Raw genomic sequence first — 26,765 nt, forward strand, 5'->3', positions numbered from 1 at the left:
GATGTACCCGCTCCCAGAGCATTGGCCTCGGGACGGAAACCAGTGGGATCCAACCGGAAAGTTTCCGTCGCCTGTAAACCTGGAAAACGTCATCATGGAGGGGTAATGGTGCACACGAAACGCCTGCTCAATTTGGAATGGGATGCCATCGCAGGCGTTATCGCGGCGGTCACGGCCATCGTCATGGAACTCCTGCACCTGATTCAGGGTGAGGTATTGCTTACCCTGACTGTTGCGCTCATCGCTCTGCTCTTTCTACGCGACATGCGCCGGGAAAGGGCCATGGAGCGTTTGGAGGGCCGACTTGCGGCCGTCCAGGTAAGCCTGCGTGAAATCGAAGTGGGCCTCCTGCCTCCCGATGCCGTACTCATCGGGCCGAACCGGATCCGCAAGGTCAGCACGGAGTTCTTGACCCACGCCAGCGGCGAAATGATCTGGTTCAATGTCTGCCTTTCCATGTACAAGCCCCCGGCCTTGTTTGACGCCTTGCTCCGGCCGGCCCTGGAGAATCCACGCATCACGACCATGCGCTTCATTCTGGACAAAGATCAGCGCCGTCCCTGGGAAGAAATCCTGCCCACCATCCGCGCCTGCCCGGGCGCCCATAAAGTTCAGGAACCCACCTGGATCGATAATCAAGAAAGCATCTCCCTGATTGTGGCGGATTCGGCGGCGACGGGGCGGACGGAGGCCCTCCTGAGCTTTTGGGGAGAGCCCTTCATGGCTCGCAGCACCGAACGGAGCGTGCCGCGTTATATCTTCCACATTCAGGGGCATTCGGAGCTGATCAGCCGCTTTCTGGAAATCCTACGCAATTACCGCCTGTCCGCCTGATCCGAATGGGACAGCGGCAGTTCATCGCTGGGGCTCAACATATGTCCCTCTCCTTCCAGTCGCCGCATCAACAACAGAAAATATACCATGCCGGCGTAGGGCTGCCATGACCGGAGCCGATGGGCGACCTGGGCATAATCCAAGCTGCCGTTTTCCTCCAGCCAGCGGGCCAGGGCCTTGCGCGCCCCCACGTCGTCACCGGGGAAAATGTCCAGACGCCCCAAGGCGCGCAGCAGGACGTACTCTGCCGACCAGCGGCCGATGCCGCGCAAACGCAGCAGACGCTGTACGGCTGCGGCGTTGGGCAGGTCCTGCCAGTCTTCACGCTCTAGTCTGCCGGCCGCCGCTTCTTCCGCCAGAGCGCGCAAGGCGGTCACCTTCTGGCGGCTGAAGCCTAGACCACGCAGGGCCGTCACCTCCTGCCGCAGCAGAGAGCGGGGATCCGGGAAAGGATACACCCGGTCCATTTCTTCCACCCCCTCCCTGCAGAGCTCCGAGAGGCGATTGAGGAGGGTGATACCCAGATGCAGACTCAGTTGCTGGCAGGCGACGGCATTGACCAGTCCTTCGAAGAGGGAGGGGAAACGGGGTGGCCGGAGACCCCGGTAGCGCGCCGCCAGGGACGCAAGACGAGGATCGGCAGCGGCCACCGCGTAAAAGGGGCCGAGATCCCGATCCAGGCTCAGCATCCAGGTGAGTTGCGCACGGACCCAAGAGACAGTCCGCTCGTCCTGGGGGCCTTCGTAGATTTCTCCTTCCAGAAACGGATCGGGATCACCCTTCGTCTGCCAGAGCCGGACTTTCAGCCATCCGTCCCCATAGCGCCAGACCCGCCGATAGGTTTCGCTCTCCCAGCCATCCATCCTGTTATGGGCTTGACGGCGCAGCGCCCAGACCGTGAGATCCAGGCGAAAGGGCGGTCTCGGGCTGAGGCGGAAGTAGTATCCCATCTATCGGTCCAGATCCGGCCGATAGCTGCCGGCGGGGGTACGGAAGGCAATGGCTAGGCGGTTCCAGGCGTTGAATTCCTCCAGGGAACGCGCGCCGTGGCCGATGGTCAAGATTCGCGGCGCCGGCCCTTCAGCCGGAACAGCGCATGCCCTACACTTCATAGCGCTTGATTCATGGGCACAATGTCTCCCGGGCCTGGGCTCCGGTGTGAAGGCGACACGGCAGGGTCGTCGGGACGGATGCGGGTGATCGACCGTATCGAAAACACGAAGAGGGCACAAACGGCTTTCTGCCATATTATCGTCCAAAAAATCCTCATGCTCGGTTGCAGCGCACGTTGGCGGGATGGATGCTAACCGGTTAGCGCATTCAGCGTATCTCGGTAATAGTAATAGTCTCCGAAGTCCAGCTTACGGATTGAGCGTCCTGCCATACGGGCTTTCTCCAGAAAGGCATGATCTTCTCCGTAGCGCAGGTCGTCAAAGCACCCCAATCGCTCAAAAACTTCAGCCTTAACCACTATGGTCGCCCCTTGGGAGGTTTCTGATATGGCAATGCGCCGTTTCCTATTTCTTGCGTCAGGAACCGTCTCAGGGCCATTGATGACCCGGATTCCACCATGAAACAAATCCACCTCTGGATACGTACGGATGACCCGTAGTCGGTTTTCCAGATAATCCGATGCATACACGTCATCGGAGTCCAGCCGCGTTATCCAAGGTACGCTTTTGCTGCGGCTCACCTCCGCCCCGATATTCAGCGCGGTTCCAACACCGATATTTTCAGGCAGCCGGATCAAAACCGATGGATGTGCCAACTTTTTGGTGAGATCCATCGCGCGTTGCAGACTGTTATCGTTGCTGCCATCATCGATCACCACCAAACAGAAATCCTGAAAGGTCTGCCGATAGAGAGAACCAATAGCCCTTTCCAATAGGTTCATACGGTTAAATACAGGCATTAACACCATGAAAACTGGTGACTTACTGTCCAACATGAAATTAGTTCCTCACCTGTGTTGGTAATGATACACCATGCATCTGACCATATCTCAAAAGCGGCCACGATCCATCGTGCAAAACAACACCGCCCGTCATCAATGTAAGCGGTTTGCGTTTTCTCAAATTCCCCAGCTAATGCATGGCATGCGTCGGCTAGATCGGCTGTATTCATATGCCTTCTCCCATCTCCTTGTACGCTGATTCGGAGGGAGCCCGTGTCACATCAAATTTTACGGATGCGGTAGAAAATTCAGCTCCGTGAGAAACGAATGGCAAATAAGGCAGTGGCAGTCATGTGCCAAGCATTTTCAACGACAATGCCGGGTGATGGCTGCTAGCCGGGGGTGGGCAAATCGTCAGGGCCTGCCCATTCGTAACGTGGTTCACCCTCTGTATCTGGGATATACCCCTGCTCCCGGAGCAAGTTGGCGAGGGCCAAGGCAGCATTCCCCGCCTTGGCACCATTCTCGATAATATCGGCAGAAATAGCTCCGGCCTCGCGGGCGCTCAGATGGATGGTTACCGTTTTTTCCTGTTCGTCCTTGATGAGCATGGTAGCTCCTTATTGTCCGAAGGGATGGGGCGGTTGACGGAAATGATCGTCTATCCGGTAATCCTGCTCGGCCAGCAGATAAACCAGATCCAGGGTTTCCTTGCCGAATTGCTCGGCATTCTGGATGATCGGCTCAACCAAGCTGCCGAGATCTTTCTTCTCGAAACGCAGAGTGATGCCCGATGAATCTTTCGCTAAAACTTCCATGGCGTCTCCTCATGCTAGGAAAATAAATAATACATACCGAGTAGTTCAAGAAGCAGAACTTGTCAAATTGCCGGCCTGCATTTTATGCCGGGATGGCTGGGTATGGACGCACGGATCCGAAGGATCGGTAGGAGAGCGAATGATTTCCACGGCGGCGCCGTGGCGCAGGTAATCCGTTCCCCAGTCGAGCAGGGTGAGCAGGCGGTTGCGGGTGCCGATGATGCGGTAGAGGTGCAGGCCTAGCCAGAGCAGCCAGGCGCTCCAGCCATGCCAGCGCAGATGCCAGCGTTCGATCTGGCAGACGGCATCGAAACGGCCGAGGACGGCCATGCTGCCAGGGTCCCGGTAGGCGAAAGGGGGAGGGAGGGGACGCCCGTGCCGTTGGGATTGCAGCACCAGGGCGGCGTGGCGGGCACTCTGCAGGGCGAAGGGCGCAACCTGGGGCCAAAACGCACCATCGCTGCCATAGGCCAGGTCGCCGAGGATGAAGACCTCGGGGTGTCCCGGCAGGCGCAGGTGGGGATCGACGATGATTCGCCCGCCGGGCCCCTTGGCGCCGGGCATGGTGGCCGCCAGTGGATGGGCCGTTACGCCGGCGGTCCAGACGACGGTATGGGCAGGAATGTCCGGGTCCGGCTGGCATTGCACCGTTTGCCCGTCAAATCCCAGGACATGGGTGTGAAAGCGCAGTTGGGCACCGAGTTTTTGCAGCTTGCCTGCAGCTTGGGCCTGGAGGGGGGCGGCAAAGCCGGGAAGTAGGGCTGCGCCGCCCTCCACCAAGGTGAGTTGCAACTCTTCCAGGCGCAATTCCGGGTAGTCGCGGGGGAGCACGACGCGCAGGAGCTCCAGCAGGGCGCCGCAAAACTCCACCCCAGTGGGACCGCCTCCGGCAATGACGAAGCTGAGCCAGCTCCGCCGTTCGGCGGAGTCGGTGCAATGGCTGGCCGCTTCCAGGGCGCTGAAGATGCGCGAACGGACTGCTTCCGCCGCTTCCATGCCTTTGAGCTGCAGGGCATGGCTGGCGATGGCGGCATTGCCGAAAAAATTGGTGACGGTGCCGAGAGCGATGAAGAGGTAGTCATAGGGAAGGACGTCGCCGTCATCAAGAAAGATCGAACGCTGGGAAAGGTCCAATCGGGCGACCCGTCCCAGGCGAAAATGCAGGTCGCCGCGCAGGAGGCGCCGTTGCGGCGTGGCGATGGCCTCCGCCTGGAGATCGCCGGCAGCCACCTGGTAGAGGAGGGGTTGGAAGAGGTGGTAATTGCGCTGGTCGATGAGGGTCACCTCCAGCCCTTGACCCCGGAGCGCACGGGCGGCGGCGTTGCCGGCGAAGCCGCCGCCGAGGATGAGGACGCGTTCAGCCATGGGCTCAGGTCCTCGGCGTACGGGCAGGCCGGCTGTTGCGCCAAGCCAGCCAGAAGAGGGGGATGGCCCAGAGGGCCGATAGGGTATAGATGTGGCCGAGGCGGAGCAGATCCTGCAGGGGACCAAGCCCGAAGGAGCCGATGCCTTCGCCCACCATGAGGGCCCCGACCAGGAGTCCGGCCATCTGGGTGCCTTCCTGGGGGTGGGCAGCAATGCCGTAGGCCATACTGTAGGGATAGTAGATGCCGCAGGCGACCCCGGCGGCGGTGAAGGCCATGAGCAGGGCGCCGGCGGTGATGAGTTGGGGGATGAGGAGGAAGCACGCGGCCATGCCCAGGGGGGCGAGCAGATAGACGATCCGGCGGTGCAGCAAGCGGTTGGGGATGAAGCCCAGGGCAAAACGCGCGGCGGTCATGCCGCCCCAGAAAAGGGCCAGGGCGAGGGCGCCGCTGGCGGCGGGCAGGCTGCGATTGACGCTGACCAAGACATTGGCCCAACTGCCGAAGCTGCCTTCGCAGATGGCGTAGATCAGCACGGCGCCGGCAAAGGGGAGCATGGAACGGCGCCAGGCGCGCAGGCCACCCAGCTCCGCCGGACCATCGGCGGCAATGGGCAGCAGGAGCAGAGCCAGCCAAGCAATGGCGAGGAGGGCCGGCCAGCCCGCCCAGCCGATGCCGCTGCGAAAGCCTTCGAGGATCAGGGGCGAGATGGCGGTGGCGCCGCCGATGACGGCGTTGAGAATGGTCACCGCCGCTGCTGCGGCTCCGGCAAAGAGGAGGGAGGCCGAGCGGTTGATGGCGGCGTTGGTGAGGCCGAAGCCGATACCGAGGAGGAAGGTTTCGGCGAGGATCAGCCCATAGGCTGGATTACCACCCGTAAAGGCGGCGGCTACCAGCAGGAACATGGCGGCGGCGTTACTCAGCGCCCCCAGGCGAAAGACGCCGGAGCCGCCGAGGCGGCTGTGGATGCTGCCGGCGGCCAGGGCGCTAAGGATGGCGCCGATGATCTCGGGGAAATACAGGAATCCATAGGCGCTGCTGCCGAAAGCGTAGGGGGCTTGGTGCAGGATGTGGCCCAGGGCGGGGACCAGGACGAAGGCCGCCCCCTGCAAAAAGCCCGCAGTGTAGACGGCGGTGACGCCGCGTTTCACGCCCAGACCCCTGTTTTGAAGCGCTCGGCCAGATGCGCGGCGACGCGGATGGCGTTGGCCATGATGGTGAGGGAGGGGTTGACCGCGCTGATGGAGGGCATGAAGGAGGCGTCCACGACGTAGAGGTTGTCGATGTCATGGGTCTTGCACCAGGGATTCAGGACGCTGTCTTTGGGGTCTTCGCCAAAACGGCAGGTGCCCACCTGATGCGCAGTGGCGGAGATGTCCATGGCCTGAAAGAAGACCAGGGGAAAGCCCGCCTGGTGGAGGATCCTGCGCCATTGAGCACAGAGGCGCTGGTGGCTTTCGCGGTTTTTGGGCTGCCAGGCGAGGCGAATCTGGCCGTCGCTGTCGAGGGTGACCCGGTTGTCGGCGTCGGGCAGGTCTTCGGTGGTGAGCCACCAGTCCACGGAGTGGCTGGCGGTCCAGGCGCTGACGGGGATGGGGAGCAGGGGCTGTTGGGCATGGAGCAGCGCCGGCGTGACCTTGCCGAGATTCTGGATGTGGCCGAGGGGATAGGGATAATCGGGGTCGCCCGAGTCGTCGTAAAAATCGTTGATGGCCAAGGTCTTCTGGAAGACGGTGGTGTTTTCCTGGGCGGCTTTGAGGGCCATGCAGGCACTGTTGAGATGACACATGTAGTTGCGCCCGACCTGATCGCTGCTGTTGGCGAGGCCTCGGGGCGCGGTGGCATCGGCGGAGGCGAGGAGGAGGGCGGCGGAGTGTACGGCGCCGGCGGCGAGGACGACGACGCGGGCGCGCAGGGCGCCCTGATCGGTTTCCACACCTTCCACTCCCTTGCCGTCGGCGCCGCGCAGCAGGCGCAGGACGCGATGCCGGGTGAGCAGGCGGACGTTGGCGTGGGCCAGGGCGGGAGTGACGCCGCAGACTTCGGCATCGCCCTTGGCGCGCAGCAGGCAGGGGAAGCCGTCACAGGTGGGGCAACGCACGCAGGGGCTATGGGCGGGGTCTTCATCCTGGCGCTGGAGGGCGAGGGGGAGGGGAAAGGGGTGCAACCCCATATTCCGCAATTTTTGCTCCAGGGCCGCGAGGATGGGCTCATGGGGGAATGGGGGAAAGGCGAAGGGGCCGCGGGGCGGTTCCAGGGGATCGGCACCGGCCTTGCCATGGGCAAAGTACCAGGCCTCGGCCTGCTCATAGTGGGGCGCGAGATCGGCGTAGCTGATGGGCCAGGCGGGGGTGAGGCCGTCGCGATGGCGGCGGGGGAGGAAGTCTTTTTCGCGCCGGCGCAAAACGGCCGCCCCGTAGAACTTGGTGTTGCCCCCCACATGATAGCCGGTAACAGGGGTGAAGGGCTGGCCGCCGCCATCGTGCCATTGTTCGTGGGTGTGGTAGCGGTGTTCGGCAAAGACGGTGTGTGGGTCCCAGTTGCCCCATTCGCGGGGGAGGTAATCGCCGCGTTCCAGGATGAGGATGGATAGTCCCGAGGGGGCGAGGGCTCGGGCCAGGGTGCCGCCACCGGCGCCGCTGCCGATGATGATCACGTCAGCGTCGAGGCTAGCCGCCATGGCGGAAATCCGGATAGATGAGCATGCCGCCGTCGACGGCGATGGTGGTGCCGGTGATGTAGCTGGCGAGGTCGCTGGCGAGGAAGGCCACGACATGGCCGATCTCCTCCGGCGCGCCAAGGCGTTCCATGGCGATTTTGTCGTCGAGGTCCTTGAGGGTATCCGGGTTGCCCCAGACGGCTTCGTTGATGGGGGTCTTGATGGCGCCGGGGGCGATGGCGACCACGCGGATGCCCTTGTCGGCCGTTTCCTGGGCGAGGGTCTTGGTGAACATGGAGAGTCCCGCCTTGGCGCTGGTATAGGCGCTGTAGCCTTCCCAGGGGATGAACTCGTGTACCGAGGTGATGTTGATGATGACGCCGCAAGCGCATTTTTCCATGCGCGGGATGGCGGCGCGGGCGCAGTAGTAGGGGCCCATGAGATCGACGGCGAGGATTTTTTCCCAGACCTGGGGATCGTCATCGCCGACGACGGCGCGGGGACCATCCATGCCAGCATTGTTGACGAGGAGATCGAGGCCGCCAAAGGCGCCATCGATCTCCTGCAGCAGCTTTTCGACGGCGGCCGGATCGGAGATGTCGGCCTGGAAGGCCTGCGCCTTGCCGCCTTTGCCCTGGATGGCAGCGACGACCTGTTCGGCCTCGGCCTGCCCCTTGCGGTAATGAACGGCGACCTGGGCGCCGGCGGTCGCCAGAATTTCGGCGATGGCCTGGCCCAAACCACCGCTCGCGCCGGTGACCAGGGCACGGCGTCCGGTGAGATCGATGGCAATCATGAGTTTTCTCCTTGCAGGGTGATGCTGAAGTCCTCGCCCTGCCACTGGCCGGTATCCCGCCAGTAGAAGGTGAATTGGAGCGTGGTTCCGGGCGCCATTTTCTGCGTGGGCAAAATGGCGACATGGCCGAGATCCCAATCCTCCGACGGGGTGTCCATGGGGTCTTGCCAGCCATCGACTCCCCAATGCACCGTAAAGGGCGCCGGGAGCAGGAAGCGCAACTCATTGCCGGCCGGCATTTGCCGGGAGCGCTGGCGAAAACGCCAGAGCGTATACGCAATCTGCGGCGCCTTGCCCTGATAGCGTTTCCAGGTGGCCTGGGGGCGATCGACGGGGTAGCCGCGTTGCCAACTGTGGCAGAGCTTGACGAACTCACCATGGGTCCAGACCAGGGGCATGGCGGAACCGCTGGGCCGTCCGGGGAAGAGGTCACGATTGGGAATGGCGGCGCTGTCCCAGACCTGTTCGGGCAAGAGCCCTCCGTGGCCGGTCATCTTGGTCATGGCTTCCATGTAGGGCAGGGCGTCGTCGCCCCCCAGGAGGGCGAAATGGCCGCGCTCTCCCACCAAGAGTGGCCAAGCACGGCCGCGGCCGCTGCCATCGAAGGGGCTACCATCGGGGTGCTCGCCATAACCATCGCCGTTGTAGCGGTGCCAGACGGGGCCGCTGGGGGTGTCGGTTTTGAGCAAGGCATCCATCACCTTGACGGAGTCCTGCATGTGCGGATCGTCGGCGCGGCGCAGACCATAACGGCAGAGTTGCAGGAAGTCGGTGGCGACCTGCTCCGCGGCGGGCAGATGCGGGTCGTTGGCGCGATTCTTGATCATCATCCATTCCTCCTTGGCGCCCGCATGGATGAGCACGTCCTGGGGGGCAATGCGCAGATAATAGCCGGCGACGCCGTATTTCCGGGCGAGATCCGTGCCGGATACGAAGGTCCAGTCCTCCAGGCGCGCATTCCAGTAATCGGCCAGCAGCAGCGCGCAATCCCGTGCCTTGCCGCCGAGCAGTTCGCCGCCTTCCACCAGCGCGGCAATGGCCACCGCCAAGGTGAAGGGATTGACGCCGCCGTCCTCTTCCCAGCGATCCTGGCCGGTGACCGGCCCTTCGCGGAGGATGAAGCCCAGAGCGCGGCGCAGCATGTCGCCAACGGCGATCCCTTCCAGTGCCTGCTCCGCCTGGAGGGCAGCGGCAAGGAGGATCGGAAAGCCGGTTTCATCCAGTTGCACTCCCTGCCAGAATGGCTTGCCGCCCAGCCATTGATTTTGCAGCCAGTGGCCGTCGGTCTGCTGGGTGCTGATGAGATAGGTCAGCACCTGGCGCGCTTCGGCAGCGGCGCCCATGGCGAGGAGGGCGCCGGCGCTTTCCACCAGATCCCGGGACCAGACCAGATGGTATCCGCCCCGGCTGTCGCTGGCCTCGCCCCAGGGTACGGAGAGGCTGGCCACCAGGGCGCCGGGAAAGGTACGGTCTTCGTGGACCTTGAGGACGGTGGCTGAACGGGTATAGAGGGCTTGGACGGCGGCGGGGAGCTTGCGTTTCCACTCGGGAGGCATGGGGTATCGGCTATGCCAGGCATCCCAGGCAGATTGATAACCCGCTTCGGCGGCGGCGAAGCCCTCGGCCAGGGAAGACCAGGCCAGAGTGGCGGCCGCCTCCTTGCTGGTGCCCAGACCCAGGGCCAACGTGCCTTGACGGGGCAGGCGGGCGGACAGGGAAACCTCGCCGGGGCCGGCTTCTTGATACTGCCACAGCATCCGTCCGTTGGCGTGGAAATCCTGCCAGAGGTCGCTGGCGCCTACTTCGCCCACGGAGGGGGCCTCCAATCCGGGCAAGCCCTCTGGACTCCGGCAGGATATGGCCAGGCCGAAGGGTCCCTGCTGGGCCCAGAGCACGGGTCGGCCCTCCCATTGGCCAACCCAGGCCTGATTGTTCTCGGCGTCTTCGCCCAATCGCGCCGCACAGAGCAGATAAGGGCGCAGATCGGCGTCCCCCTCCAGTTGGAAGTCCATCAGCAGGACGTCCCGTAGCGGATCGGCGCAGATCCGGAGGGTACAGGTAAAGCGCTCATGACGATGGATAATGATGGGCAGGGGGATGGCCGGATCGTCGATCTGCAATTGCGGTTCGGGCAAGGCCTTGAGTTCCTGCCAGAAACCCTTGCCATCGGCAATGATCAAACCCATGTCCCGGACCTGGGGAATGTCGATGCGCGGATAAAAGACCTCCGTGATGATGCCCTTGCCGACGGTGAACCAGAGTCTAGCCGGTCCGGGGGCCGTGCCGACGAAGTCTTTTTTGGCGGTGGACCAGACCGCATGCCGGCAGGCGGGGCCGGGGGCTTTGCTCGTTGCTGCCATGGCGTGCTTTCCTTCCAATACGCGCGGGGGAGGGGGACTCCGTAACCTATAGCAGAGTATAGGAGATGTTGATCAGGCAGAACGGCGGCGGTGCGGGAATCCATCGCTGCTGCCATGGGCGAGAAAGGGAGCGTTGCCGTACCAACCAGCGGACTTCCCTTTCATGCCGGCGCAATATCCGACCGCTTTTTGCGCTGGAAAGTTCCATCTGATCCGGGAAACGATTTTTCAACAAATAACGCCGATGCGGGCCCAATGTTTGCTTTTAGCGGAATGCAAGGGACCGGTTGTTCATGCGCCGGATCCGCCGCTGGCAATTGCCTGGCGATGCGGGGAAAGCAGCCTGATGTCTTGCAAAGCAGCGCATCGGCCAAGGCTCGCATCAAGGATCGAGAGAAAGAAAAACAGCCATCACCGTTTGAGGAAACGCAGCCTTCTGACGATCAGCATTCGCTGAAAAAAAAGGTTAACACCGTCTCAGTCTGGTCGAGTGATCCACAGCCGTGTTGGTACGCTGCTCCGCTATAACACCTGTTCGAAATTCAACGCGCACAGGTGGCCAGTTTTACATGCACGCCAACAGATAACAAAAAAGGCCTAGGAAGAATCCTAAACCCTTGTGTTATTTGGTGGGTTGTGAGGGGATCGAACCCACGACCCGCTGATTAAGAGTCAGCTGCTCTACCAACTGAGCTAACAACCCGAAGCGCCACATTATAGGAATTTCCGCCAAGAAGGCAAGGGCGGGCGACACAGTGATTTAGTGCGTCGCGCGCTGCCGAAGCCGTATCACCACCTCGACTTTCTCCACTTCTGTCTCCGGCGGCAGGTCAGGGAGCGTGCCGATTTGCAGGGAGGATGCCGGAATATCCACCAGATCTCCCGAATCTACGTAGTAGAAATGATGGTGAGGAGACACGTTGGGGTCATAGAATACCTTACCCGGCTCCACAATCACTTCCCGCACCAGCGCATGTCCGGCGAAGAGGCCCAAGGTGTTGTAAACCGTCGCCTTGGATACTACGGGATAATCTGCATTGACGCGTTGCATGATCTCTTCGGCGGACAAGTGCGCGCAAGAGGAGAACAACGCGTAACCAATCTCCACACGCTGGCTTGTCGGATTGACTCCGGCGTCACGGAGCACTTCCAGCACACGTTGTTTGTTCCAGTCATTGTTATTCATGGATAGTCTCACTTTACTTCTAAACTGGTTATAGTTATAACGCTTCTCTAGCGACAAGAAAAGGCCTTAATGTGCTGACCTCGGTGTCAGGGCTGCATAGGGGGCAATATCCAACGGCAGCGGTGTCCCCGTCAACAGGGAGACCAGGATATCGGCTGTCGCGGGCGCGTTGGTGAGTCCATAGCGAAAATGGCCGGCAGCGACAAAGAGCCCCTCCCATTCGGGAATGGGGCCGATATACGGGACGCAATCCTGACTTCCCGGCCGCAATCCGGACCACTGCCTGAGGACCTGGGCCTGCTCCAAATCGGGAAGTGTCTTGATAGTAAAGTCCAATAGTTCTTCTCGTGCCTTGTTTGTAGTCGACTTATCAAAACCGACAAATTCGCTCGTGCTGCCAGCCAGAATCAGTCCATCCCGCCGCGGCACCAAGTAATGATTATCGCGCATCAATATCGTATCGAGGACTCCGGGTTTGCCCTGAAACAGGAGGATTTGCCCGCGCACGGGAATGATATCCAGATGACTACCCGTTTCCGCAAGGATTTTTTCGCTCCAGGCACCGGCCGTCACGATGACCCGCTCTACCGGCATAAATCCGGCGGTGGTTTCTACGCCCTCCAGTCGTTCACCCCGTCTACGGAAATGGGTGACCGCAGTATTTTCATGGAATACGACGCCCAGCTGGCGGCAACGTACGGACATTGCCGCCAGCAGGCGAGGATTCCGTACCTGGGCGACCTCCGGACACCAGAGTGTTCGCGTTTTTTCTACAGGCCCCAGGTGCCAATCCAGCCCCAACGACGCCCCCCAAGCCAACACATCATTGGGGATTTTCTCGTGTTCGCCCTCCAGAATAAGCAAACCGGAGGGTGTCCATTCAGGATCAATGCCAGTTTGCTGTACCAACCTGGAAGTCAGGGAGAAATAGCGCTGCATACTATACAGCGCGAGACTCAATAGGGCAGGTGGGTAATGCCACGGATACAACGGGCTCAGGATGCCCCCGCCAGCCCATGATGCCTCCTGACCGATATGACCTTGATCAAGCACCGTAACCCGCAGACCGGACTCCGCAAGCCTGATCGCACTGAGTAAGCCAATCGCGCCGCCGCCAATCAGCAGAACATCCGTATGTGCAGAGATTTCAGTCGGCATGTGAGCTTACCACCATCTTAAAAGTCGATACGGTAAAATATGTTGGCGCCGTTCTGGGTCCCGCTCTCCGTCTGAATTTCAATATGGCGGGAAATCCGGTAACGCAGTCGTGCTACAGTCCCGCTACTCAGTACGGATTGTCCGACACTGAGATAAAGATCGGGAGTAAGATAATGACCCATGGTAACCATGGCGCCTGCCAGACCCGAATTACCTTCGGAGCTTACACCTACATCAATGCCACTGCTATCCAGGCTGTTGCCGAACAATGCGGCGCGGCTTGCAGAAAAAAGTGTTCCCGCAGCGGCGGAAAGCAGCGCGTTCTGACTGGTGAGACCACTGCTCGGCGTACCCAGCACGAGATAGGAGAGGATATCCGTCTGCGACATGGAAGGTTTGGAGTAGAGCGCTACCTGGGGCACTTGCAGTGTACCGGTGACTTGTACACCAGCCTCTACGGGGGTGTTGTCCACGGCGAAGCTAGAGGAGCCTTTGATAGTGCGTACCGCCAGCACGTCCAGGTTGGCTTGGTTCGCCGCACCGTGGAAAAGGATGGAACCACGCTGGAAGGTGAGGGTGTGCCCATAAATCGCATAACGGCCATCCACCATGCGCAGAGTGCCATTAACCTGCGGACTTTGGCCGTCATGCATGTCTACTGCAAGGTCACCGACCAACCGGGCACGCAGCCCGCTGATGATGACTCTCGCATCGTCCCCAAGGGTTACATGCAGATTGACATCCAAGGCAGGGCCGCTGCTTTTGTGTACATTTTTCACAAAAACGACGTCGCCTGAGGGCTTGGGTCCGCTGAAATCCGTACCCAATATACGCAGACGATCGGTGTGTATATTTCCCTGCACGTCGATTTTCTTTAGGTTTCCGGAAATGCTCAGGTCGGGGCTGACCGCAGCTTGTACCTGCGGCAGATTGAGCGCGGTGAAGTTCTTCCCAGTGACGTGGAGCGTAAAGTCATTCGCCTGCTGAAATTGGACGATGCCTGTCCCGGATATTTGGCCAGCGCCGGAGCTGGCTTGTAATTGATTGATTCGCACTTCTTTTCCATCTCCCACGAGTTTGGCGCCCACGTCACGAACATCCAAACCCGCCTGCGGGACGAAAAAGCCCAGACCCTGGAGTTGTGCTGTACCAGTCCACTGCGGATGCGCCCAGGTACCCAGAACCTGTGCATCTATACTCCCTTGACCTTGCGGGCGAATCCGCAAATTCCCGACGGGGATGGCAGCAAAAAGTGGTGCACCTACATGCGCCTTAATAGCCCCTTGTATTGGGGCATTGGCGTCCCAGTGCCAGGGCAGAACGAGTGTCGCGGGGCTGTGCATGGTCAGCTGGGCATTACCCCAGTCATTGGCAAGACCAAGGTCAGCAGCAAGCGAGAGGTCTTTGGGCAACCATCGGAGTTGACCGGTAAACCGCTGCAGAGAGAGCGTATGCGGCGTGCCTGCCTGCCGCCATTGCAATTGGGTTTTCTGAAAATTCCAATGTCCTTCCGCTTGGCAAACTCCGTGACACTGCGCTTGCAGATGCGCATTTAAAAAACCATGGAGCGATGCATCCTCCGCCTGCGCAAAAAAATCCAGAGGTAGAGATTGCAAATCGAGTCCCAAATCGGCCTGGTTGGTGGCGGGATTGTAGTGACCTTGCGCGGTAATCCGGGCAGCATGCGCATCGGCGAAAGCCATTTTGCTGAGCGATGCAGCACCATTGACCCATTGCAGAGTGGCTGGGTGGAGTAACCGCCAGTTTCCCAGAGGGATGCTGGTCAGTGTGGTCTTCTCCAATCGCAGTCCCCACGCATTGGCCTGATGAGACACCAACCCCATGACAGAGAGGCGGCTTTGCGGCCACTGTGCGTCCAGTCCCAGCGTAAAACGTGTTAATGGTCCTTGCGCATGGGCCTGCAAATCAATGCGGTGGCCAGCGTATGCCAGTCCCTTTACATTGATCATCGCCTGCAAGGCGTTCGTGGCGCGGAATTCGGCCCGTGTTTTCAGTGTATTGATCTTTACTTCATGATAGGCAAGCCCTTGGCCGGTGCCTTGGATTTCTCCAGTCCACCGCGCCTGAGGCCGCGCCACCCAACCCTGAAGCAAACTTTTCCCTTGGGCACCGGGAAGCAAGCCCTGCCACTGCGCCACGTTGAGGATGAAATGCAGACGTTGTTGTAAATTACCTTGCGCGCTCAGGCTTACACCCGGACCAAAAAACTGTGCCTTTTGCAGATCCCACGCACTCCCTGCGAAGTGCACCAACGCCTCGCCCTGCAAGGTTTGGCGGTAAAGCTCGCTAGGCAGCAATTGCAGCCGCACATCACCCGTGATTACCTTGGAAATTTGGGTGGCGTTGACGCTGAGTTCTCCGGAAAAATTGCCTGGTACCTGAGCCATAATGTGCTGTGTTTGCAGGCCCCTGACCCGAACCTGCCCGGTGACGGTGAGTTGTGGCCGCCACCGGACGGCCAGCACCGAAGGCAGCAGATCTGCGCCCAACAGCTTGCCGGCATAATGGTATTGCAGGTTTTGGCGATTGCCGTTCACATGGCCCTGAATACCGCCGAATTTGGGATCACCGTGCAGCGCCAGTTGTCCTTGATAACGCTCAGTGTTCCCCCGCAAAGTCAAACTGACGGCCAATGCGCCCACCGGTAACGTGCTGGGCAGCGCTTTTGCCAGGATCTGCTCGAAGCCGCCACTGATCTGGTAATTCCCTGCGGTATTGTTGGGCAAATCAAGGCGCCAATGCCCCTGTGCGGGTTTCTGGAGCGCAGGATTACTAAGCTGTAGTGACTGAAGCAAAATCTGCTGTGGGGAGATCTGCGTCATACCGCTCAAAGTCGTCAGTCGCTTGTTTTCTTGTATCTGAATCTTCAGGGGGCCGCCAAATGTCTGGGCCGAAATGCCATGCCAGTGTGTTTCCCAACTTACGGTCAACGCGTTGATGGCACTACCTTGTCTCCATACACCCAGGCTTCGCAGTCCGCGCTCTCCCATTTGCAGGTCTGCCGTAAGCTGGAGTCTGCCCTGGGGTATCTGCGCCGACAGGTTTTGGATGTGCAGATTGCCACGCTGCCAGGCCAGATCGGAAAATGTCGCCAGGGAGAGGACGAAGGGCTTCTGCGTTCCTTGCCATATGCGCAGGTTCGTACAAGTAACCGGGCTCAGTTTCAGGTCGATGAGACGGGTCCACAGAGGCAATGCGGGCCAGCGCAAATGAATAGGGCTGGGTTTGTCAGAGGGCACCGGCAGGTGCAAATCGGCCTGGTGAAGCTGGAGGTCGGCAAAGTCGATTTCTCCCCAGAGCAAATGGGCAGGATGCAAGTGCCACTGCAAAGATTGCGCACGAAAGCGCATGTCCGCATTATGCCAGGAAATACCGGAAAGCCGCATCTTGCCGGTAAGCGAGCCTTTTACCTGTTTGACCTGTAAGTTTGGGACCTGCGCTAACGCCCACTGTGCACCGTAACTGGTAGTGAGCAGCCAGATCAGGACGGTGGCCAGCGTAATCAGGACCAGCAGCACACCGGCAATAATGCCGTGGCGGACGCGAATCATAGGCTGAAACCTACCGAGAAGGCGACACGGACAGCCGGTGTTTGCGGAGCAACCAGTGGGTGTGCCAAGTCAAAGCGTATGGGTCCAACGGGGGAATACCAGCGCACGCCTAGCCCAACATCTTGAAGCGCATGGAAACTGGACCAACTGTTGAATGCATTACCCACATCATAAAATGCGACGACAGCCCAGTTTTTAGCGACAAAGCGCTGAATATCGAAGCCACCAACGGCAAGAAGACGCCCACCTTCCACTGCACCGTTCGCAGCCAATGGACCCTGCGATTGATAGGCATAACCGGGCAGGCTATTTTGCCCACCTGCGAAAAATCGTAGATTAGGTGGCAATTCGCCAATGGACCCGTTTAACCACATTGCCCCCAGCTTGGCACGGGTACCGAGGACCCAGTTCTGACCCAAGCGCTTGCGCCATTCTCCCTGGGTGCTAAAGCGGATAAAATTTGCATCACTACCCCATACCTTGCTGGCACCCTCAATCCTCGCCGTCAGTGTATAGCCGGCTATGGGGCGCAAAATATTGCGGAAGTTTTGTATGCTATACTGTACCGACGGATAGATATACAAGCTCGTGTTAAACTGCCCAGCCACATTGTAGTTGGCGTCCTCAAAATTAACCAAGGCCTCTATGGTTTCACCTTTACCCAGACTGTTATCGCTGCGCAATGACCACTGCCGACCAGCGCTGGCAAGGATCTCGTTAGCGTTATAGGCGGTCAGATTTTGATTCTGATAGCTGCCTTGCGCAATATATTCAGACCCCAGGCGCGCACCGACCGGCCAGCTATAGGTAATACTGGCATTGCGATTCAGTTGCGCCGCCAAAATGGAAACGCGAACATGCTGAGCCTGTTCAAAAGCATTATAATTATCGTATATAATTGCTGCATTAGGGCCGATATCAGTACTGTAACCGGCGCCTATTTTCAGGTGTTGCCCCGGCATACTTTTCAAGTTGACTGAAACAGGTATGGCATTATTTTTCGATTTCCCCAAATCGCCATGCACGGAAATATCAGAGAACCGGTCGGCATTGCGCAAATTGCTTTGAGTAACTGCCAGCGCTTTTGGTGAATACCAGTCTCCTGTCTTGAAAGAAATATAGCGCTGAATGAACCATCGCGGATAGTGCCTCGCACCGGTGATATTAATATCTCCAACTCGGAAGCGTGGCCCGGTATTGAGCCACAAATAAATATCTGCCCAGAACTGGTCACGATCTATAAGAATCTCATGGCGCGAATAACTGGCCTGCGCATAACCGCGCGCAGTGAGGAGTGAGAGGAGATTACCCTTCCAGTCCTCGTAAATGACCTGATTGAGAACCTCTTTTTTATGAAGTGGAAACCGAGCGAACAGCTTTTGTAAAGCCGGTAGTTTGGATCCATCGCCGGTGGATTTTAGGTCGATTTTGCGGACCAGAATAGGCCGCCCGGGGGTGACGGAGAAGGTTACGAGGACTTTCCCCGCTGCGATGTGTTTACTGCTCTTCGTCCAGGTAGCGCCGTAGTAACCATAGGCTTCGAGCGCATCCTTAAGGCGCAAACCGGCCGCCATCTCTGCTTCTTCCAAACGGTCCGCCTGGGATCCGATCACTGCAGGGGGGAGGGCACGTACGAGATTTACTTCCAGGGGCTTGGAGACCCCTTTCACGATGAAAGTTACATCATCAGCGTTAGCCATTCCGCCATACAGCAACGAAACCGCCAAGCCCGCCAGCCATAGGCCACGGAGCAGGTCACGCGGACGACCTTGTTTCGCGCTTCTATCCCCCCTGACCGAACCCAGAAAACCTCCTGCCGTTTCACTTGTGGTCCAGAATAACAATAACGCCACAGGGAATGCCTTGGGTCAACGCACCCAAGATTGTGCTCATCGCGTGACGATTTGCCGAGTTTAGCACGATTTATGGGGCTAGGATGCGGCGCGCGGAAGGGGAGAAGCGTACACACAAATTGCAGTGCATGCCTTACTAATCTTCGACTTGGCCAGACTGTCTCAGGATGCCTGAAAAGATAATCAACGATGGAGATTATCGAAAGGCGGACGTGGGCGGTGAATCTCCCGATAGTCCGTAACCACGATATCCGTATGCATTCCCTTGCGCATTTTTCGTCGCTGCCACCAGAGGAAAAGCATCCCACTGCCCGCGAGCATCGCCACCGCAATGACAGCGAAGATGGCAAAAAAGAATAGACCGACCAGCAGGACCATGCCCACCATCACCGCGAGCAGACGCACCCACCAAGGCCCCCGACTGCTGAATGATTGATAATAAGCCATTACGCTCCCTTTAAGCATTTCGGAATAACACCGTATCTTCAGACTTCAAAACGGCCCAAGAAGTTCACTTTACATAATAAGTATTATGCGAATTTGAACATGTGGAAACTTTCTACATAGTGTGGCCGCCCAGAGCAACACGCTGCACCAGGGCGTCCATTCGTCTGCGGATACGCTCTTCGGGCCCTCTGAAATGTTCCACCAAAATGGCAAACGCATATTGCCGGTGGCCGAGGTTATTCCGAATAAAACCAGCGAGGGACAACGCATCGCGCAGAGTACCCGTTTTGGCTTGCACCGTACCCGCAGGCAAAGCGCCCAGACGATGCCGGAGCGTTCCATCCTCGGCGCTGACCGGCAGCGAATCGCGCCAGGATTCCCCCCAGGGTTCCCGATAAGAGTGCATCAACATACGCACCAGATCTGCGGCGCTGAGGCGATTCTCACGAGATAATCCGCAGCCATCTATCAGTCGAGATTGGGTGTCCAGTATACCGTTCACAGAAAGCCAACGGTGCAAGCCCTGCATTGTCGATGCACGGCTTCCATCACCGCCGCGAGCCAGATCCGCATCCCGGAGCAGTACTTCTACATGGGTGTTTTCACTCACCTTGTTGGCCACCGCGATCTCCTCCACCAATGGCGGTGACTCGTGTTTAGCCAATAAGACATAGTGCGCATATTCCCCGGACTGCTTTGCACCGCGTTTGTTGTTCAATACTTGGATAGCATTACCTACAAGAATGCCCTTTTCCTCCAAAGCCTGTCGCAATGCTGCGGCGGCAAAATAGGCTGGATCTGGCTGCGCCAGCATGGCGGCGAAAATACCGCCATTGGCGGAAATCGCGCCAGTCAATAGATATCCGCTTCCAGATTTTTCCAAACGTACCAGACGAATGGGATCCTTCGCCGAAACTGTGATCACCGTGTTCCGAATGAGTCCTCCTGGGTTGGGGATAATCTCGGCGTTGGTGCGTACCCCCGCGGCCCGCCCCGGTTTGATTTGTACCGCGATCATGGCGTCGTTGAACATGAGTGCATGGATCGGTGCGCCATACCAATAGCGCTGATCCTGTTCCATCCAACCCGGCAGCGTGCCATCTGCGGGAAAGTACGTGGCATCCGCCAGAATACCCTCCGGAATTTGGCGAACACCCGCCGCCCATACTTGAGCGGCAAGCATGCGCATAGGGTACATGGGGTCATCTCGTACTGTTCTTCTGACAAACGGGAAGCGACGACTGGAAAGATCGGGGTCGCCACCACCCAGAAAAATCAAGGGCCCCTGCACTACGCCATCATCGATAGTCTGGGCTAGTATCCGAGTTTTCTGGCGAGATTCAGGCCCCAGTTCGTGCAGAATATACGCTGTGGTCAGCAGCTTTGCTGCGGACGCAGGCAGTTGTCCATGATCTGCCTGCACGCTCAGAGTGGGCCTGCCCTTTTGCATATCCTGAATCAGGATACTCCATTGGCCGTCGCCAAACTGGGGGTTTGCGTCCTTGTGGCCGGTAGCGGCGACAGCGGGTATAAGCCAGAAAAACGGCAACATCCCGACAAAAAAACGCCGCCATAGCCGACCTCCATCCCCTTTCCACTGCCGCCCATCCGAACGCATCGTACGCTCCAATTTCTACTTATATGAAACTATTAGACTTGTCCCTACATAGGGTCCGATCCCGACATGGACTCCTGACGATCTGTAAACAGGACCGCTGGCATGCGCAGCGCCAGCCACAAACTAGGTAGTGCCGCAGCAAACGCCAGTAGAAAGAATTCCACAAATCCCACTTGTGCTGCAAGAAAACCGCTGAATCCGCCGACAACCGTGGCTGCCACGGACATCAGGGCGGAGCCAATAGCAAAATGCGTTGCCTGGTAATCCCCCTGACAACGCTGCATAAGGAAGACCATCAAAACGGCAGTGCCGAGACCCGCCGCAGCCTGCTCAAAGGCCACTGTGACACCTACCCACCACACAGAGGGTGTCACCCAGGCCAGCCACGCATAGGCCGGAATCGCCAGGGATTGGATCAAAGTCAACGGCAGCAATGCATGGCGCAACCCCCAGCGGGATATGATGATACCGCCCAGCAAAGCGCCTCCGATAGTCGTCACCGTCCCTACTGTTCCGGTGAGAATGCCGCGCGCCACGAGGCCGTAGCCCAAATGACTGAGAAACGGAGTCACCATCGCCGCCATCATGGCGTCGCCCGCGCGAAAAAGCAGGATAAAGGCCAGTGCCCAAAGAATCCCTGGTTGCTGCATGTAGGTGGTGAAAGCTTCGCGCGCGGCGTGCCAATGGCGTCCTTTGTGGCTTGTGGACGGGGGCGATGGCGGCAGTGCGCGCTGATGAAAAGCCGCCAATCCCCATATCATCGCCGCCGCAGTTAAAAAACAGGCGATCCAGGATATCCACCCGGCGATAATAACCAGCACGCCGTTTCCAACCAGCATGGCAACCCGATAGGCTGCAACCCGCAATCCGGAAAAAGCCGCCTGATCGGATGGGCTAAGTGTCTGGATATAATACCCGTCTACGGACATATCATGGGTGGCCGACAGGAAGGCCATTAACATAAAAATTTTGGCGGCGAGGTCCAGATTCAGGTGCTGTGCCGGCCAGATCAGCAAAGCGGCCACGCCACCCAAGACGATTTCCATCACCACAAGCCAACGCTTTTTGTCCGCGAAAAGATCGATCAAGGGGCTCCAGAACAGTTTTAAATTCCAGGGAAGCCCGAAAAACGAGAGCAATCCGATAACCTGCAAGCTGGCGCCTGCATAGGTAAAAAACTGTACGGACACCTGTTGCACCAGCGAATAGGGCAACCCTTCCGCGTAATAGGTGCTGGAAATCCATCTGAATGTCTTAAATTTTTTCCGCAATGTTCATCCAGATATAAAAAACCCCCGCAAAGCGGGGGGTTAGACGACCAAAAGAAGTCCACTAATTAGATTTTGGGGGAGCGACAGGCCTTTGCGCTAACACCCATGAAACCAATTCCTCGGCTTCCACGGGAGTCACGCTCTGCGCCGGCATAGGCATGGAACCCCATACTCCGGACACGCCGTGCTCAATAGCGTACTTTAACGTTGCTACCGCCTTGGGATCGCGCTGATAGCGGTAGGCGACCCAAGCAAAAGCGGGCCCGAGGACTTTGGTATCTACCTGATGACAGGAGAAACAGCCCTTGGCTTCCGCCAGCGACCGCGCCGTGGTCAACACCTCAACAAGGTGCTTATCTCCTTTTCGCTCGTCAAGCCCAGGCGGCGCCACACTTCCACCATGCCCATCAGTCCGGGCAGTTCCAGAACTCTGCCTGCTGTCCGCCACCGGACTGCCCGTAGAACTACCAACCTGCGCAGTAGCAGATCCGTCCTTCCTGGCACAAGCGGTGGCGAGACTGATGACGCCGACTAGCATCAGAAAACGCACAACTGGCTTCATACCAAACTCACCAATGTAGCGCGCTCCCGATGTCCAGCTTTGAACGAGCCCGTATAGACCTGTGGAGTGCCGAATCAGCTCGCGGAAGAAGTGTCGCTGCTGGTAGCGCTGGCACTAGGTGCTGCGGATTCCATTGGTGCCATGGCGCTGCTGCCGGTATTGTCGGTGGCCGCAGGAGCGGCAGACTCGGTGGTGGTGGTCGCCGGGGCAGCAGACTCAGTGGCGCTGCTGCTAGATGCAGTAGTGGACTCTTCCTTCTTGGCGCAAGCTGAGGCAAGCGCGATGGCGCCTGCAACAAGAATGATCCGGGCAACAGGCTTGATCTTGGCAATATCCAACATGTTTTAACTCTCCTTACGTAGGTTTTACAGGATGACCGCGTCAGTAGCTAAATGGTATAGCGCAAATGACTTCATAATGGTAGCACTAATTTCCCTTGTGCCAAACAGTTCCCAGCACCCTACCGGCAGAGGAGAAGATCAGCATCGTACACCCTCGACGGTACCCGGCAGGTACGGCATGGTTTGCTTCGCCCCCGGATTCTATAATCCGGTTGTATAACAGGATATGCGGGTATACTATAATGCGGTGAACATGGATTTGCCAAGGAGTACATTGCTATGCCACTTACCTCTTCCCATGCTGACTTCGAGGCATTGCGCCCCGTCAAGCTGCAAACCATCCGGGACGTGATTCGGCCGGAACGCTACCAGCGATCAACAGGCATCGCCCTCGCGTGGTACATGTTTGACGCAATTTTCTACCTCTCCGCCATCACCGGCGCCCTTCTCGCTGGGCCTTGGTGGCTCAAGCTGTTATTTGGACTCCTTGCGGGGTCGGCGGTGGCATCCATGTTCGTCTGGGCACACGACGCAGCGCACGGCGCCCTCTTCCAGAGCAAGCGCACTGCCGAAATCCTGGGCACCATTTTCATGCTGCCGTCGCTGAACATGTACCGCCTCTGGGCCTTTGGGCACAATCGGGTGCATCATGGCTTTACCAGCCTGAGCACCATCGACTGGGTATGGCGCCCCTGGACTCCGCAGGAGTACAGAAGCAAAACGGTCTGGCAGAAGATGATCTATCGGTTGGAACGCAGCCCTTATACTTGCGCGCTGCACTACTTGTTGCGGATCTGGTGGCCGGGCATGGTCCGTTTCAAAGTAGACGCCAAAAACAAAGATCGTTGGCCATTTTTCTATAGCAAGATGATAACGCTGGTGTTTTTTATAAGTTTTTCCGCGTTGGCATACTGGATATCCGGTCCAATGGGCATCATAGCCGCCGTTATACTGCCTTTCCTGGTATTCAACTATTACATCGCGCTGTTTGTCTTTCTCCACCACACGCACCCCAACGTGCCATTTTTCTCGGAAAAAGAGGAATGGAGCCAGAGTATTGGCCAGCTTTATTGCAGCATAATCGTCCGTTGCTCCAAGGTCAGCGAGTACCTGATCCATAACATCCTGATCCACACACCGCACCACGTTGACCCACGGATACCCTTCTATCGCCTGAAGGGGGCTTACGAAGATTTACGTGCGGAGTACGGCCAGTACATTCATGAAACGCGTTTCGGCTTTTTTGAGATTCGGCGTATCTTCAAGGAATGCAAGTTATATGACTACGAGGGAAAATCCTGGTTGAGTTTCCGGTCCAGCCGTAGCTGGATCGAAGAGAAGGCCGCTGACATCGCCGCCTCCGCGACCTCCTCCGTATATCAGCCTGGAAAAACCGCACACTGAATAGGACGCCCTTGATGGCGTGTCTTGGTTCTGTGTGCTGGTCGACACCTCCCGGTTATAGCTCGTCTTCCGAGCGTTCCGGGAGGTGTTTTTCCTGTACCGGAGACGGTGTATGAAGTGCCTGGAGGTGCAGGATTTTCATAAGTCGTTCCACCAATGGGTATAAAAGCACTGCAGATACCGCCAGGTAGACCACCCCTGAGTATAAGGCATAGGCGCTGGCGAAGAGTTTCGCGCCGGTACCATGCAAACTGGCAACGGGCCCCATACCGCTCAGAATCATGCTCGCATTGAGCAGGCTATTGATCCAGTCGATATGCGCCAACAGATGATAGCCCAGCATGCCCATTCCCAGTGAAAGCAGCATAAAACCCAGGGCAGCACCGGCATAGCGTAATTGTCGCCACAAAAACTCCGTCCGGCTAAGCAGGTGCAGTGGTTGATGCGCGCGTCTATTCATGGAGCTACCCCGGTTTCTAAAAATGTCGGGCTGTCAGCCGTAGTACTGGCGATACCAGGTTACAAAGCGCTGGAGGCCTGCCCGTAAAGGGGTGTCCGGGGCAAATCCCACGCTCTCCTGTAACGCGGTAACGTCGGCATAGGTAGCCACCACGTCACCATCCTGCATGGGAAGCCATTCAATTTGCGCGGACTTACCGAGGCACTCCTCCAGAATGTGGATAAAGTCCGTGAGTGCAACGGGTGTGTGGTTGCCGATATTCTGAATGCAGAAGGGGGCGGCACTGCTTGCAGGGTCTTCCGGCCAGATATCCTGCGCTTCTGGCGCATGTGGAATGAGCCGCGCCACCCCTTCGATGACGTCATCAATATAAGTGTAATCGCGCTGCATCTGGCCGTGGTTGAATACGGGGATGGGCTGCCCGGCCAGGATTTTCTGCGTAAAACTGAAATAGGCCATATCGGGACGCCCCCAAGGGCCATAGACTGTAAAAAACCGCAATCCAGTACTGGGAATACCATAAAGATGAGCGTAGCTGTGCGCCATGAGCTCACCCGCTCGCTTGGTGGCCGCATAAAGGCTGACCGGATGATCTACCGGGTCGTGGACACTGTAAGGCAAACGATTGTTGGCACCGTACACCGAACTGGAAGAAGCGAAAAGCAGATGACCGACACCTTGCGCCCGGCAGCCCTCCAGCACATTCAGAAAACCAACGACATTACTGTCCACGTAACTGTGCGGTGCTTTCAGGGAGTGCCGCACCCCTGCCTGAGCCGCGAGGTTGACGACGGCATCAAAGTGGGGGCCTGCGAAAAGCGTCTGCATACCCTCGCGATCGGCCAGATCCAGAGGTTGAAACTGGAAGGCTGGGTGTCCCTCCAGTTGCGCCAGACGGCCGCGTTTCAGGCCGGGATCGTAGTAATCATTGAGGTTGTCTATCGCGCTGACAACCCATCCATCGGCCAACAGACGACGCGCCAGATGAAAACCCACAAAACCCGCAGCGCCGGTAATTAGTATTCTGCCTTCCATCAGGTCGCCCGTTCCGTGAGCCATTGCACATAGCGATCCACCCCCTGTCCCACAGTCAGAAAGGGTTTGTCATATCCTGCATCACGCAGTTTGCTGATTTCCGCCTGGGTGAAGCTCTGGTACTTACCATTCAGGGCTTCGGGCATGTTGACATAACGAATGGTCTGCGTTTTCTGCAGTGCGGGCAAGGTTAGTGTCGCGCGGTTTGCACGGCGCTCCAGGCTATTGATGACGGCGACCGCCATCTCGTTGAAACTCTGCGCCTGTCCTGTGCCTACATTGTAAATTCCGCTGTGCGGGTGATCCAGGAAATGCATATTGACGGAAACCACATCGTCTATATATATGAAATCACGCCGTTGTTCACCATCGGCATAGCTGCCAGACCCGGCAAACAGGCGAACATGGTTGTCCAGCCGATATTGGTTATAAAAATGCAGCGCTACTGAGGCCATGCGGTTTTTGTGAAACTCGCGTGGACCGTAGACGTTAAAGTAACGAAAGCCATGTACCGGCGCCCGCAAATCCGTCCAGATCTGCCGGAGATACTGGTCGAACTGAAATTTGCTGAATCCGTAGATGTTGAGGGGCGATTCGGCGTAGCGCTCCTCGACAAAGATACCAGTCATACCGTAGACCGAGGCACTGGAGGCGTATAGGAACGGAACGTCATGATGTTGGCACCAATGCAGCAGTATTTTGCTGAAAGTGAAGTTGTTTTCCATAACATAACGGCCATCCGTCGCCATCGTATCGGAGCATGCGCCTTCATGGAAAACGGCGTCGACACCCTTCAGATGCTTGTTCTCTATCAGCCGAAGAAAAGCCTCTGCCTCCATGTAGTCGGCAATTTCCAGATCGGTGAGATTGAGAAACTTGTCGGCGCGGCTCAGATGGTCGACGACGAGAATATCCGTAATGCCCCGTTGATTGAGGGCCTGCACGAGATTGGCGCCGATAAAACCGGCCCCGCCAGTGACGATATACATGCGTACTCCTCCTTTTGCGGCTATGATAACAGAAAGCAGGCACCTTCCTATAAGGTGCCATCACCCTGCTCTTTCCCCAGGCTCACACCTGCCCTATTCCTGCTGCAAAAATCAGATAGTGCCCTATAGACGGGCACTGCCATG

24 protein-coding genes and 1 tRNA gene are annotated in these 26,765 nt (G+C 58.1%); 3 read left to right on the top strand and 22 right to left on the bottom strand.

Annotated elements, in window-relative coordinates:
- Positions 1-105: 105 nt before the first annotated feature.
- Positions 106-834: a hypothetical protein gene (locus tag F6A13_RS08270; protein WP_197722457.1), complete on the top strand. Its 729-nt coding sequence runs from the start codon at positions 106-108 to the stop codon at positions 832-834.
- Here the strand turns inward: F6A13_RS08270 and F6A13_RS08275 are convergent.
- The 9 genes from F6A13_RS08275 to F6A13_RS08315 all read right to left on the bottom strand — a co-directional run bounded on the left by F6A13_RS08275 (position 816) and on the right by F6A13_RS08315 (position 10,725).
- The gene (locus tag F6A13_RS08275) at positions 816-1,784 is read right to left on the bottom strand and encodes a DNA-3-methyladenine glycosylase family protein (RefSeq protein WP_151528145.1); all 969 of its coding nucleotides are present in this window, start codon (positions 1,782-1,784) and stop codon (positions 816-818) included. The genes F6A13_RS08270 and F6A13_RS08275 overlap by 19 nt on opposite strands.
- A gap of 353 nt (positions 1,785-2,137) precedes the next feature.
- Positions 2,138-2,782 carry a glycosyltransferase family 2 protein gene (locus F6A13_RS08280; RefSeq protein ID WP_113525578.1) on the bottom strand — a complete coding sequence of 215 codons (645 nt, stop codon included), beginning with the start codon at positions 2,780-2,782 and terminating at the stop codon, positions 2,138-2,140.
- A 338-nt stretch (positions 2,783-3,120) separates the two neighbouring features.
- Positions 3,121-3,339, bottom strand: a complete 219-nt coding sequence (locus tag F6A13_RS08285; RefSeq protein WP_113525577.1) for a hypothetical protein — start codon at positions 3,337-3,339, stop codon at positions 3,121-3,123.
- A 9-nt stretch (positions 3,340-3,348) separates the two neighbouring features.
- On the bottom strand, positions 3,349-3,546 hold the full coding sequence (locus F6A13_RS08290) for a hypothetical protein (RefSeq protein WP_113525576.1): 198 nt from the start codon (positions 3,544-3,546) through the stop codon (positions 3,349-3,351).
- 45 nt (positions 3,547-3,591) lie between these two features.
- Positions 3,592-4,911: an NAD(P)/FAD-dependent oxidoreductase gene (locus F6A13_RS08295; protein WP_126605601.1), complete on the bottom strand. Its 1,320-nt coding sequence runs from the start codon at positions 4,909-4,911 to the stop codon at positions 3,592-3,594.
- Positions 4,912-4,915: 4 nt separating this feature from the next.
- The gene (locus tag F6A13_RS08300) at positions 4,916-6,061 is read right to left on the bottom strand and encodes an MFS transporter (RefSeq protein ID WP_126605602.1); all 1,146 of its coding nucleotides are present in this window, start codon (positions 6,059-6,061) and stop codon (positions 4,916-4,918) included.
- Positions 6,058-7,590 (bottom strand): GMC oxidoreductase, encoded by a 1,533-nt coding sequence (locus F6A13_RS08305; RefSeq protein ID WP_126605603.1) that lies wholly within the window; start codon positions 7,588-7,590, stop codon positions 6,058-6,060. Before F6A13_RS08305 ends, F6A13_RS08300 begins: the two co-directional genes overlap by 4 nt.
- Positions 7,580-8,365, bottom strand: coding sequence for a glucose 1-dehydrogenase (locus F6A13_RS08310; RefSeq protein WP_126605604.1), 786 nt, complete (start codon positions 8,363-8,365; stop codon positions 7,580-7,582). Before F6A13_RS08310 ends, F6A13_RS08305 begins: the two co-directional genes overlap by 11 nt.
- A complete protein-coding gene (locus F6A13_RS08315; RefSeq protein WP_126605605.1) occupies positions 8,362-10,725 on the bottom strand; it encodes a glycoside hydrolase family 15 protein in 2,364 nt (787 codons plus the stop codon). The genes F6A13_RS08310 and F6A13_RS08315 overlap by 4 nt, the downstream gene beginning before the upstream one ends.
- Positions 10,726-10,815: 90 nt before the next feature.
- On the opposite strand from F6A13_RS08315, the gene F6A13_RS08320 reads away from it, so the two are divergent.
- Positions 10,816-11,253 (top strand): hypothetical protein, encoded by a 438-nt coding sequence (locus F6A13_RS08320; RefSeq protein ID WP_126605606.1) that lies wholly within the window; start codon positions 10,816-10,818, stop codon positions 11,251-11,253.
- Between the two features lie 99 nt (positions 11,254-11,352).
- Here the strand turns inward: F6A13_RS08320 and F6A13_RS08325 are convergent.
- The 10 genes from F6A13_RS08325 to F6A13_RS08370 all read right to left on the bottom strand — a co-directional run bounded on the left by F6A13_RS08325 (position 11,353) and on the right by F6A13_RS08370 (position 22,733).
- A tRNA-Lys gene (locus tag F6A13_RS08325) sits at positions 11,353-11,428 on the bottom strand.
- A gap of 57 nt (positions 11,429-11,485) precedes the next feature.
- Positions 11,486-11,911: a Fur family transcriptional regulator gene (locus F6A13_RS08330; RefSeq protein WP_009567370.1), complete on the bottom strand. Its 426-nt coding sequence runs from the start codon at positions 11,909-11,911 to the stop codon at positions 11,486-11,488.
- Between the two features lie 66 nt (positions 11,912-11,977).
- Positions 11,978-13,069, bottom strand: coding sequence for an NAD(P)/FAD-dependent oxidoreductase (locus F6A13_RS08335; protein ID WP_126605607.1), 1,092 nt, complete (start codon positions 13,067-13,069; stop codon positions 11,978-11,980).
- A gap of 17 nt (positions 13,070-13,086) precedes the next feature.
- Positions 13,087-16,641, bottom strand: coding sequence for a translocation/assembly module TamB domain-containing protein (locus F6A13_RS08340; protein ID WP_126605608.1), 3,555 nt, complete (start codon positions 16,639-16,641; stop codon positions 13,087-13,089).
- Positions 16,638-18,494 (bottom strand): autotransporter assembly complex protein TamA, encoded by a 1,857-nt coding sequence (locus F6A13_RS08345; RefSeq protein ID WP_126605609.1) that lies wholly within the window; start codon positions 18,492-18,494, stop codon positions 16,638-16,640. Before F6A13_RS08345 ends, F6A13_RS08340 begins: the two co-directional genes overlap by 4 nt.
- Before the next feature lie 183 nt (positions 18,495-18,677).
- On the bottom strand, positions 18,678-18,941 hold the full coding sequence (locus F6A13_RS08350) for a hypothetical protein (RefSeq protein WP_113525567.1): 264 nt from the start codon (positions 18,939-18,941) through the stop codon (positions 18,678-18,680).
- A gap of 112 nt (positions 18,942-19,053) precedes the next feature.
- The gene (dacB, locus tag F6A13_RS08355; RefSeq protein WP_126605610.1) at positions 19,054-20,559 is read right to left on the bottom strand and encodes a D-alanyl-D-alanine carboxypeptidase/D-alanyl-D-alanine-endopeptidase; all 1,506 of its coding nucleotides are present in this window, start codon (positions 20,557-20,559) and stop codon (positions 19,054-19,056) included.
- Positions 20,560-20,603: 44 nt separating this feature from the next.
- Positions 20,604-21,830: an MFS transporter gene (locus F6A13_RS08360; RefSeq protein ID WP_113525565.1), complete on the bottom strand. Its 1,227-nt coding sequence runs from the start codon at positions 21,828-21,830 to the stop codon at positions 20,604-20,606.
- A 61-nt stretch (positions 21,831-21,891) separates the two neighbouring features.
- Positions 21,892-22,392 (bottom strand): c-type cytochrome, encoded by a 501-nt coding sequence (locus tag F6A13_RS15990; RefSeq protein ID WP_226828971.1) that lies wholly within the window; start codon positions 22,390-22,392, stop codon positions 21,892-21,894.
- Positions 22,393-22,466: 74 nt separating this feature from the next.
- The gene (locus tag F6A13_RS08370) at positions 22,467-22,733 is read right to left on the bottom strand and encodes a hypothetical protein (RefSeq protein ID WP_113525564.1); all 267 of its coding nucleotides are present in this window, start codon (positions 22,731-22,733) and stop codon (positions 22,467-22,469) included.
- Positions 22,734-23,012: 279 nt separating this feature from the next.
- Between F6A13_RS08370 and F6A13_RS08375 the strand changes: the two genes are divergently transcribed.
- On the top strand, positions 23,013-24,137 hold the full coding sequence (locus F6A13_RS08375; protein ID WP_113525563.1) for a fatty acid desaturase: 1,125 nt from the start codon (positions 23,013-23,015) through the stop codon (positions 24,135-24,137).
- 55 nt (positions 24,138-24,192) lie between these two features.
- Here the strand turns inward: F6A13_RS08375 and F6A13_RS08380 are convergent, their stop codons facing one another.
- Genes F6A13_RS08380 through rfaD form a run of 3 tightly spaced genes read right to left on the bottom strand, consistent with a single transcriptional unit; the run spans position 24,193 to position 26,621 of the window.
- On the bottom strand, positions 24,193-24,597 hold the full coding sequence (locus tag F6A13_RS08380; RefSeq protein ID WP_113525562.1) for a hypothetical protein: 405 nt from the start codon (positions 24,595-24,597) through the stop codon (positions 24,193-24,195).
- A 33-nt stretch (positions 24,598-24,630) separates the two neighbouring features.
- Positions 24,631-25,632: an NAD-dependent epimerase gene (locus F6A13_RS08385; RefSeq protein WP_113525561.1), complete on the bottom strand. Its 1,002-nt coding sequence runs from the start codon at positions 25,630-25,632 to the stop codon at positions 24,631-24,633.
- Positions 25,632-26,621, bottom strand: coding sequence for an ADP-glyceromanno-heptose 6-epimerase (gene rfaD / locus F6A13_RS08390; protein ID WP_113525560.1), 990 nt, complete (start codon positions 26,619-26,621; stop codon positions 25,632-25,634). Before rfaD ends, F6A13_RS08385 begins: the two co-directional genes overlap by 1 nt.
- Between the last annotated feature and the right edge of the window lie 144 nt (positions 26,622-26,765).

Source organism: Acidithiobacillus sp. 'AMD consortium' (assembly GCF_008926505.1).
GTDB lineage: Bacteria > Pseudomonadota > Gammaproteobacteria > Acidithiobacillales > Acidithiobacillaceae > Acidithiobacillus > Acidithiobacillus ferridurans.

Bases quoted from the DNA above. Each gene is read 5' to 3' on its own strand.
- F6A13_RS08270 (WP_197722457.1), top strand. From the start codon at position 106: ATGGTGCACACGAAACGCCTGCTCAATTTGGAATGGGATGCCATCGCA.
- F6A13_RS08275 (WP_151528145.1), bottom strand. From the start codon at position 1,784: ATGGGATACTACTTCCGCCTCAGCCCGAGACCGCCCTTTCGCCTGGAT.
- F6A13_RS08280 (WP_113525578.1), bottom strand. From the start codon at position 2,782: ATGTTGGACAGTAAGTCACCAGTTTTCATGGTGTTAATGCCTGTATTT.
- F6A13_RS08285 (WP_113525577.1), bottom strand. From the start codon at position 3,339: ATGCTCATCAAGGACGAACAGGAAAAAACGGTAACCATCCATCTGAGC.
- F6A13_RS08290 (WP_113525576.1), bottom strand. From the start codon at position 3,546: ATGGAAGTTTTAGCGAAAGATTCATCGGGCATCACTCTGCGTTTCGAG.
- F6A13_RS08295 (WP_126605601.1), bottom strand. From the start codon at position 4,911: ATGGCTGAACGCGTCCTCATCCTCGGCGGCGGCTTCGCCGGCAACGCC.
- F6A13_RS08305 (WP_126605603.1), bottom strand. From the start codon at position 7,590: ATGGCGGCTAGCCTCGACGCTGACGTGATCATCATCGGCAGCGGCGCC.
- F6A13_RS08310 (WP_126605604.1), bottom strand. From the start codon at position 8,365: ATGATTGCCATCGATCTCACCGGACGCCGTGCCCTGGTCACCGGCGCG.
- F6A13_RS08315 (WP_126605605.1), bottom strand. From the start codon at position 10,725: ATGGCAGCAACGAGCAAAGCCCCCGGCCCCGCCTGCCGGCATGCGGTC.
- F6A13_RS08330 (WP_009567370.1), bottom strand. From the start codon at position 11,911: ATGAATAACAATGACTGGAACAAACAACGTGTGCTGGAAGTGCTCCGT.
- F6A13_RS08335 (WP_126605607.1), bottom strand. From the start codon at position 13,069: ATGCCGACTGAAATCTCTGCACATACGGATGTTCTGCTGATTGGCGGC.
- F6A13_RS08340 (WP_126605608.1), bottom strand. From the start codon at position 16,641: ATGATTCGCGTCCGCCACGGCATTATTGCCGGTGTGCTGCTGGTCCTG.
- F6A13_RS08350 (WP_113525567.1), bottom strand. From the start codon at position 18,941: ATGGCTTATTATCAATCATTCAGCAGTCGGGGGCCTTGGTGGGTGCGT.
- dacB (WP_126605610.1), bottom strand. From the start codon at position 20,559: ATGCGTTCGGATGGGCGGCAGTGGAAAGGGGATGGAGGTCGGCTATGG.
- F6A13_RS15990 (WP_226828971.1), bottom strand. From the start codon at position 22,392: ATGAAGCCAGTTGTGCGTTTTCTGATGCTAGTCGGCGTCATCAGTCTC.
- F6A13_RS08370 (WP_113525564.1), bottom strand. From the start codon at position 22,733: ATGTTGGATATTGCCAAGATCAAGCCTGTTGCCCGGATCATTCTTGTT.
- F6A13_RS08375 (WP_113525563.1), top strand. From the start codon at position 23,013: ATGCCACTTACCTCTTCCCATGCTGACTTCGAGGCATTGCGCCCCGTC.
- F6A13_RS08380 (WP_113525562.1), bottom strand. From the start codon at position 24,597: ATGAATAGACGCGCGCATCAACCACTGCACCTGCTTAGCCGGACGGAG.
- F6A13_RS08385 (WP_113525561.1), bottom strand. From the start codon at position 25,632: ATGGAAGGCAGAATACTAATTACCGGCGCTGCGGGTTTTGTGGGTTTT.
- rfaD (WP_113525560.1), bottom strand. From the start codon at position 26,621: ATGTATATCGTCACTGGCGGGGCCGGTTTTATCGGCGCCAATCTCGTG.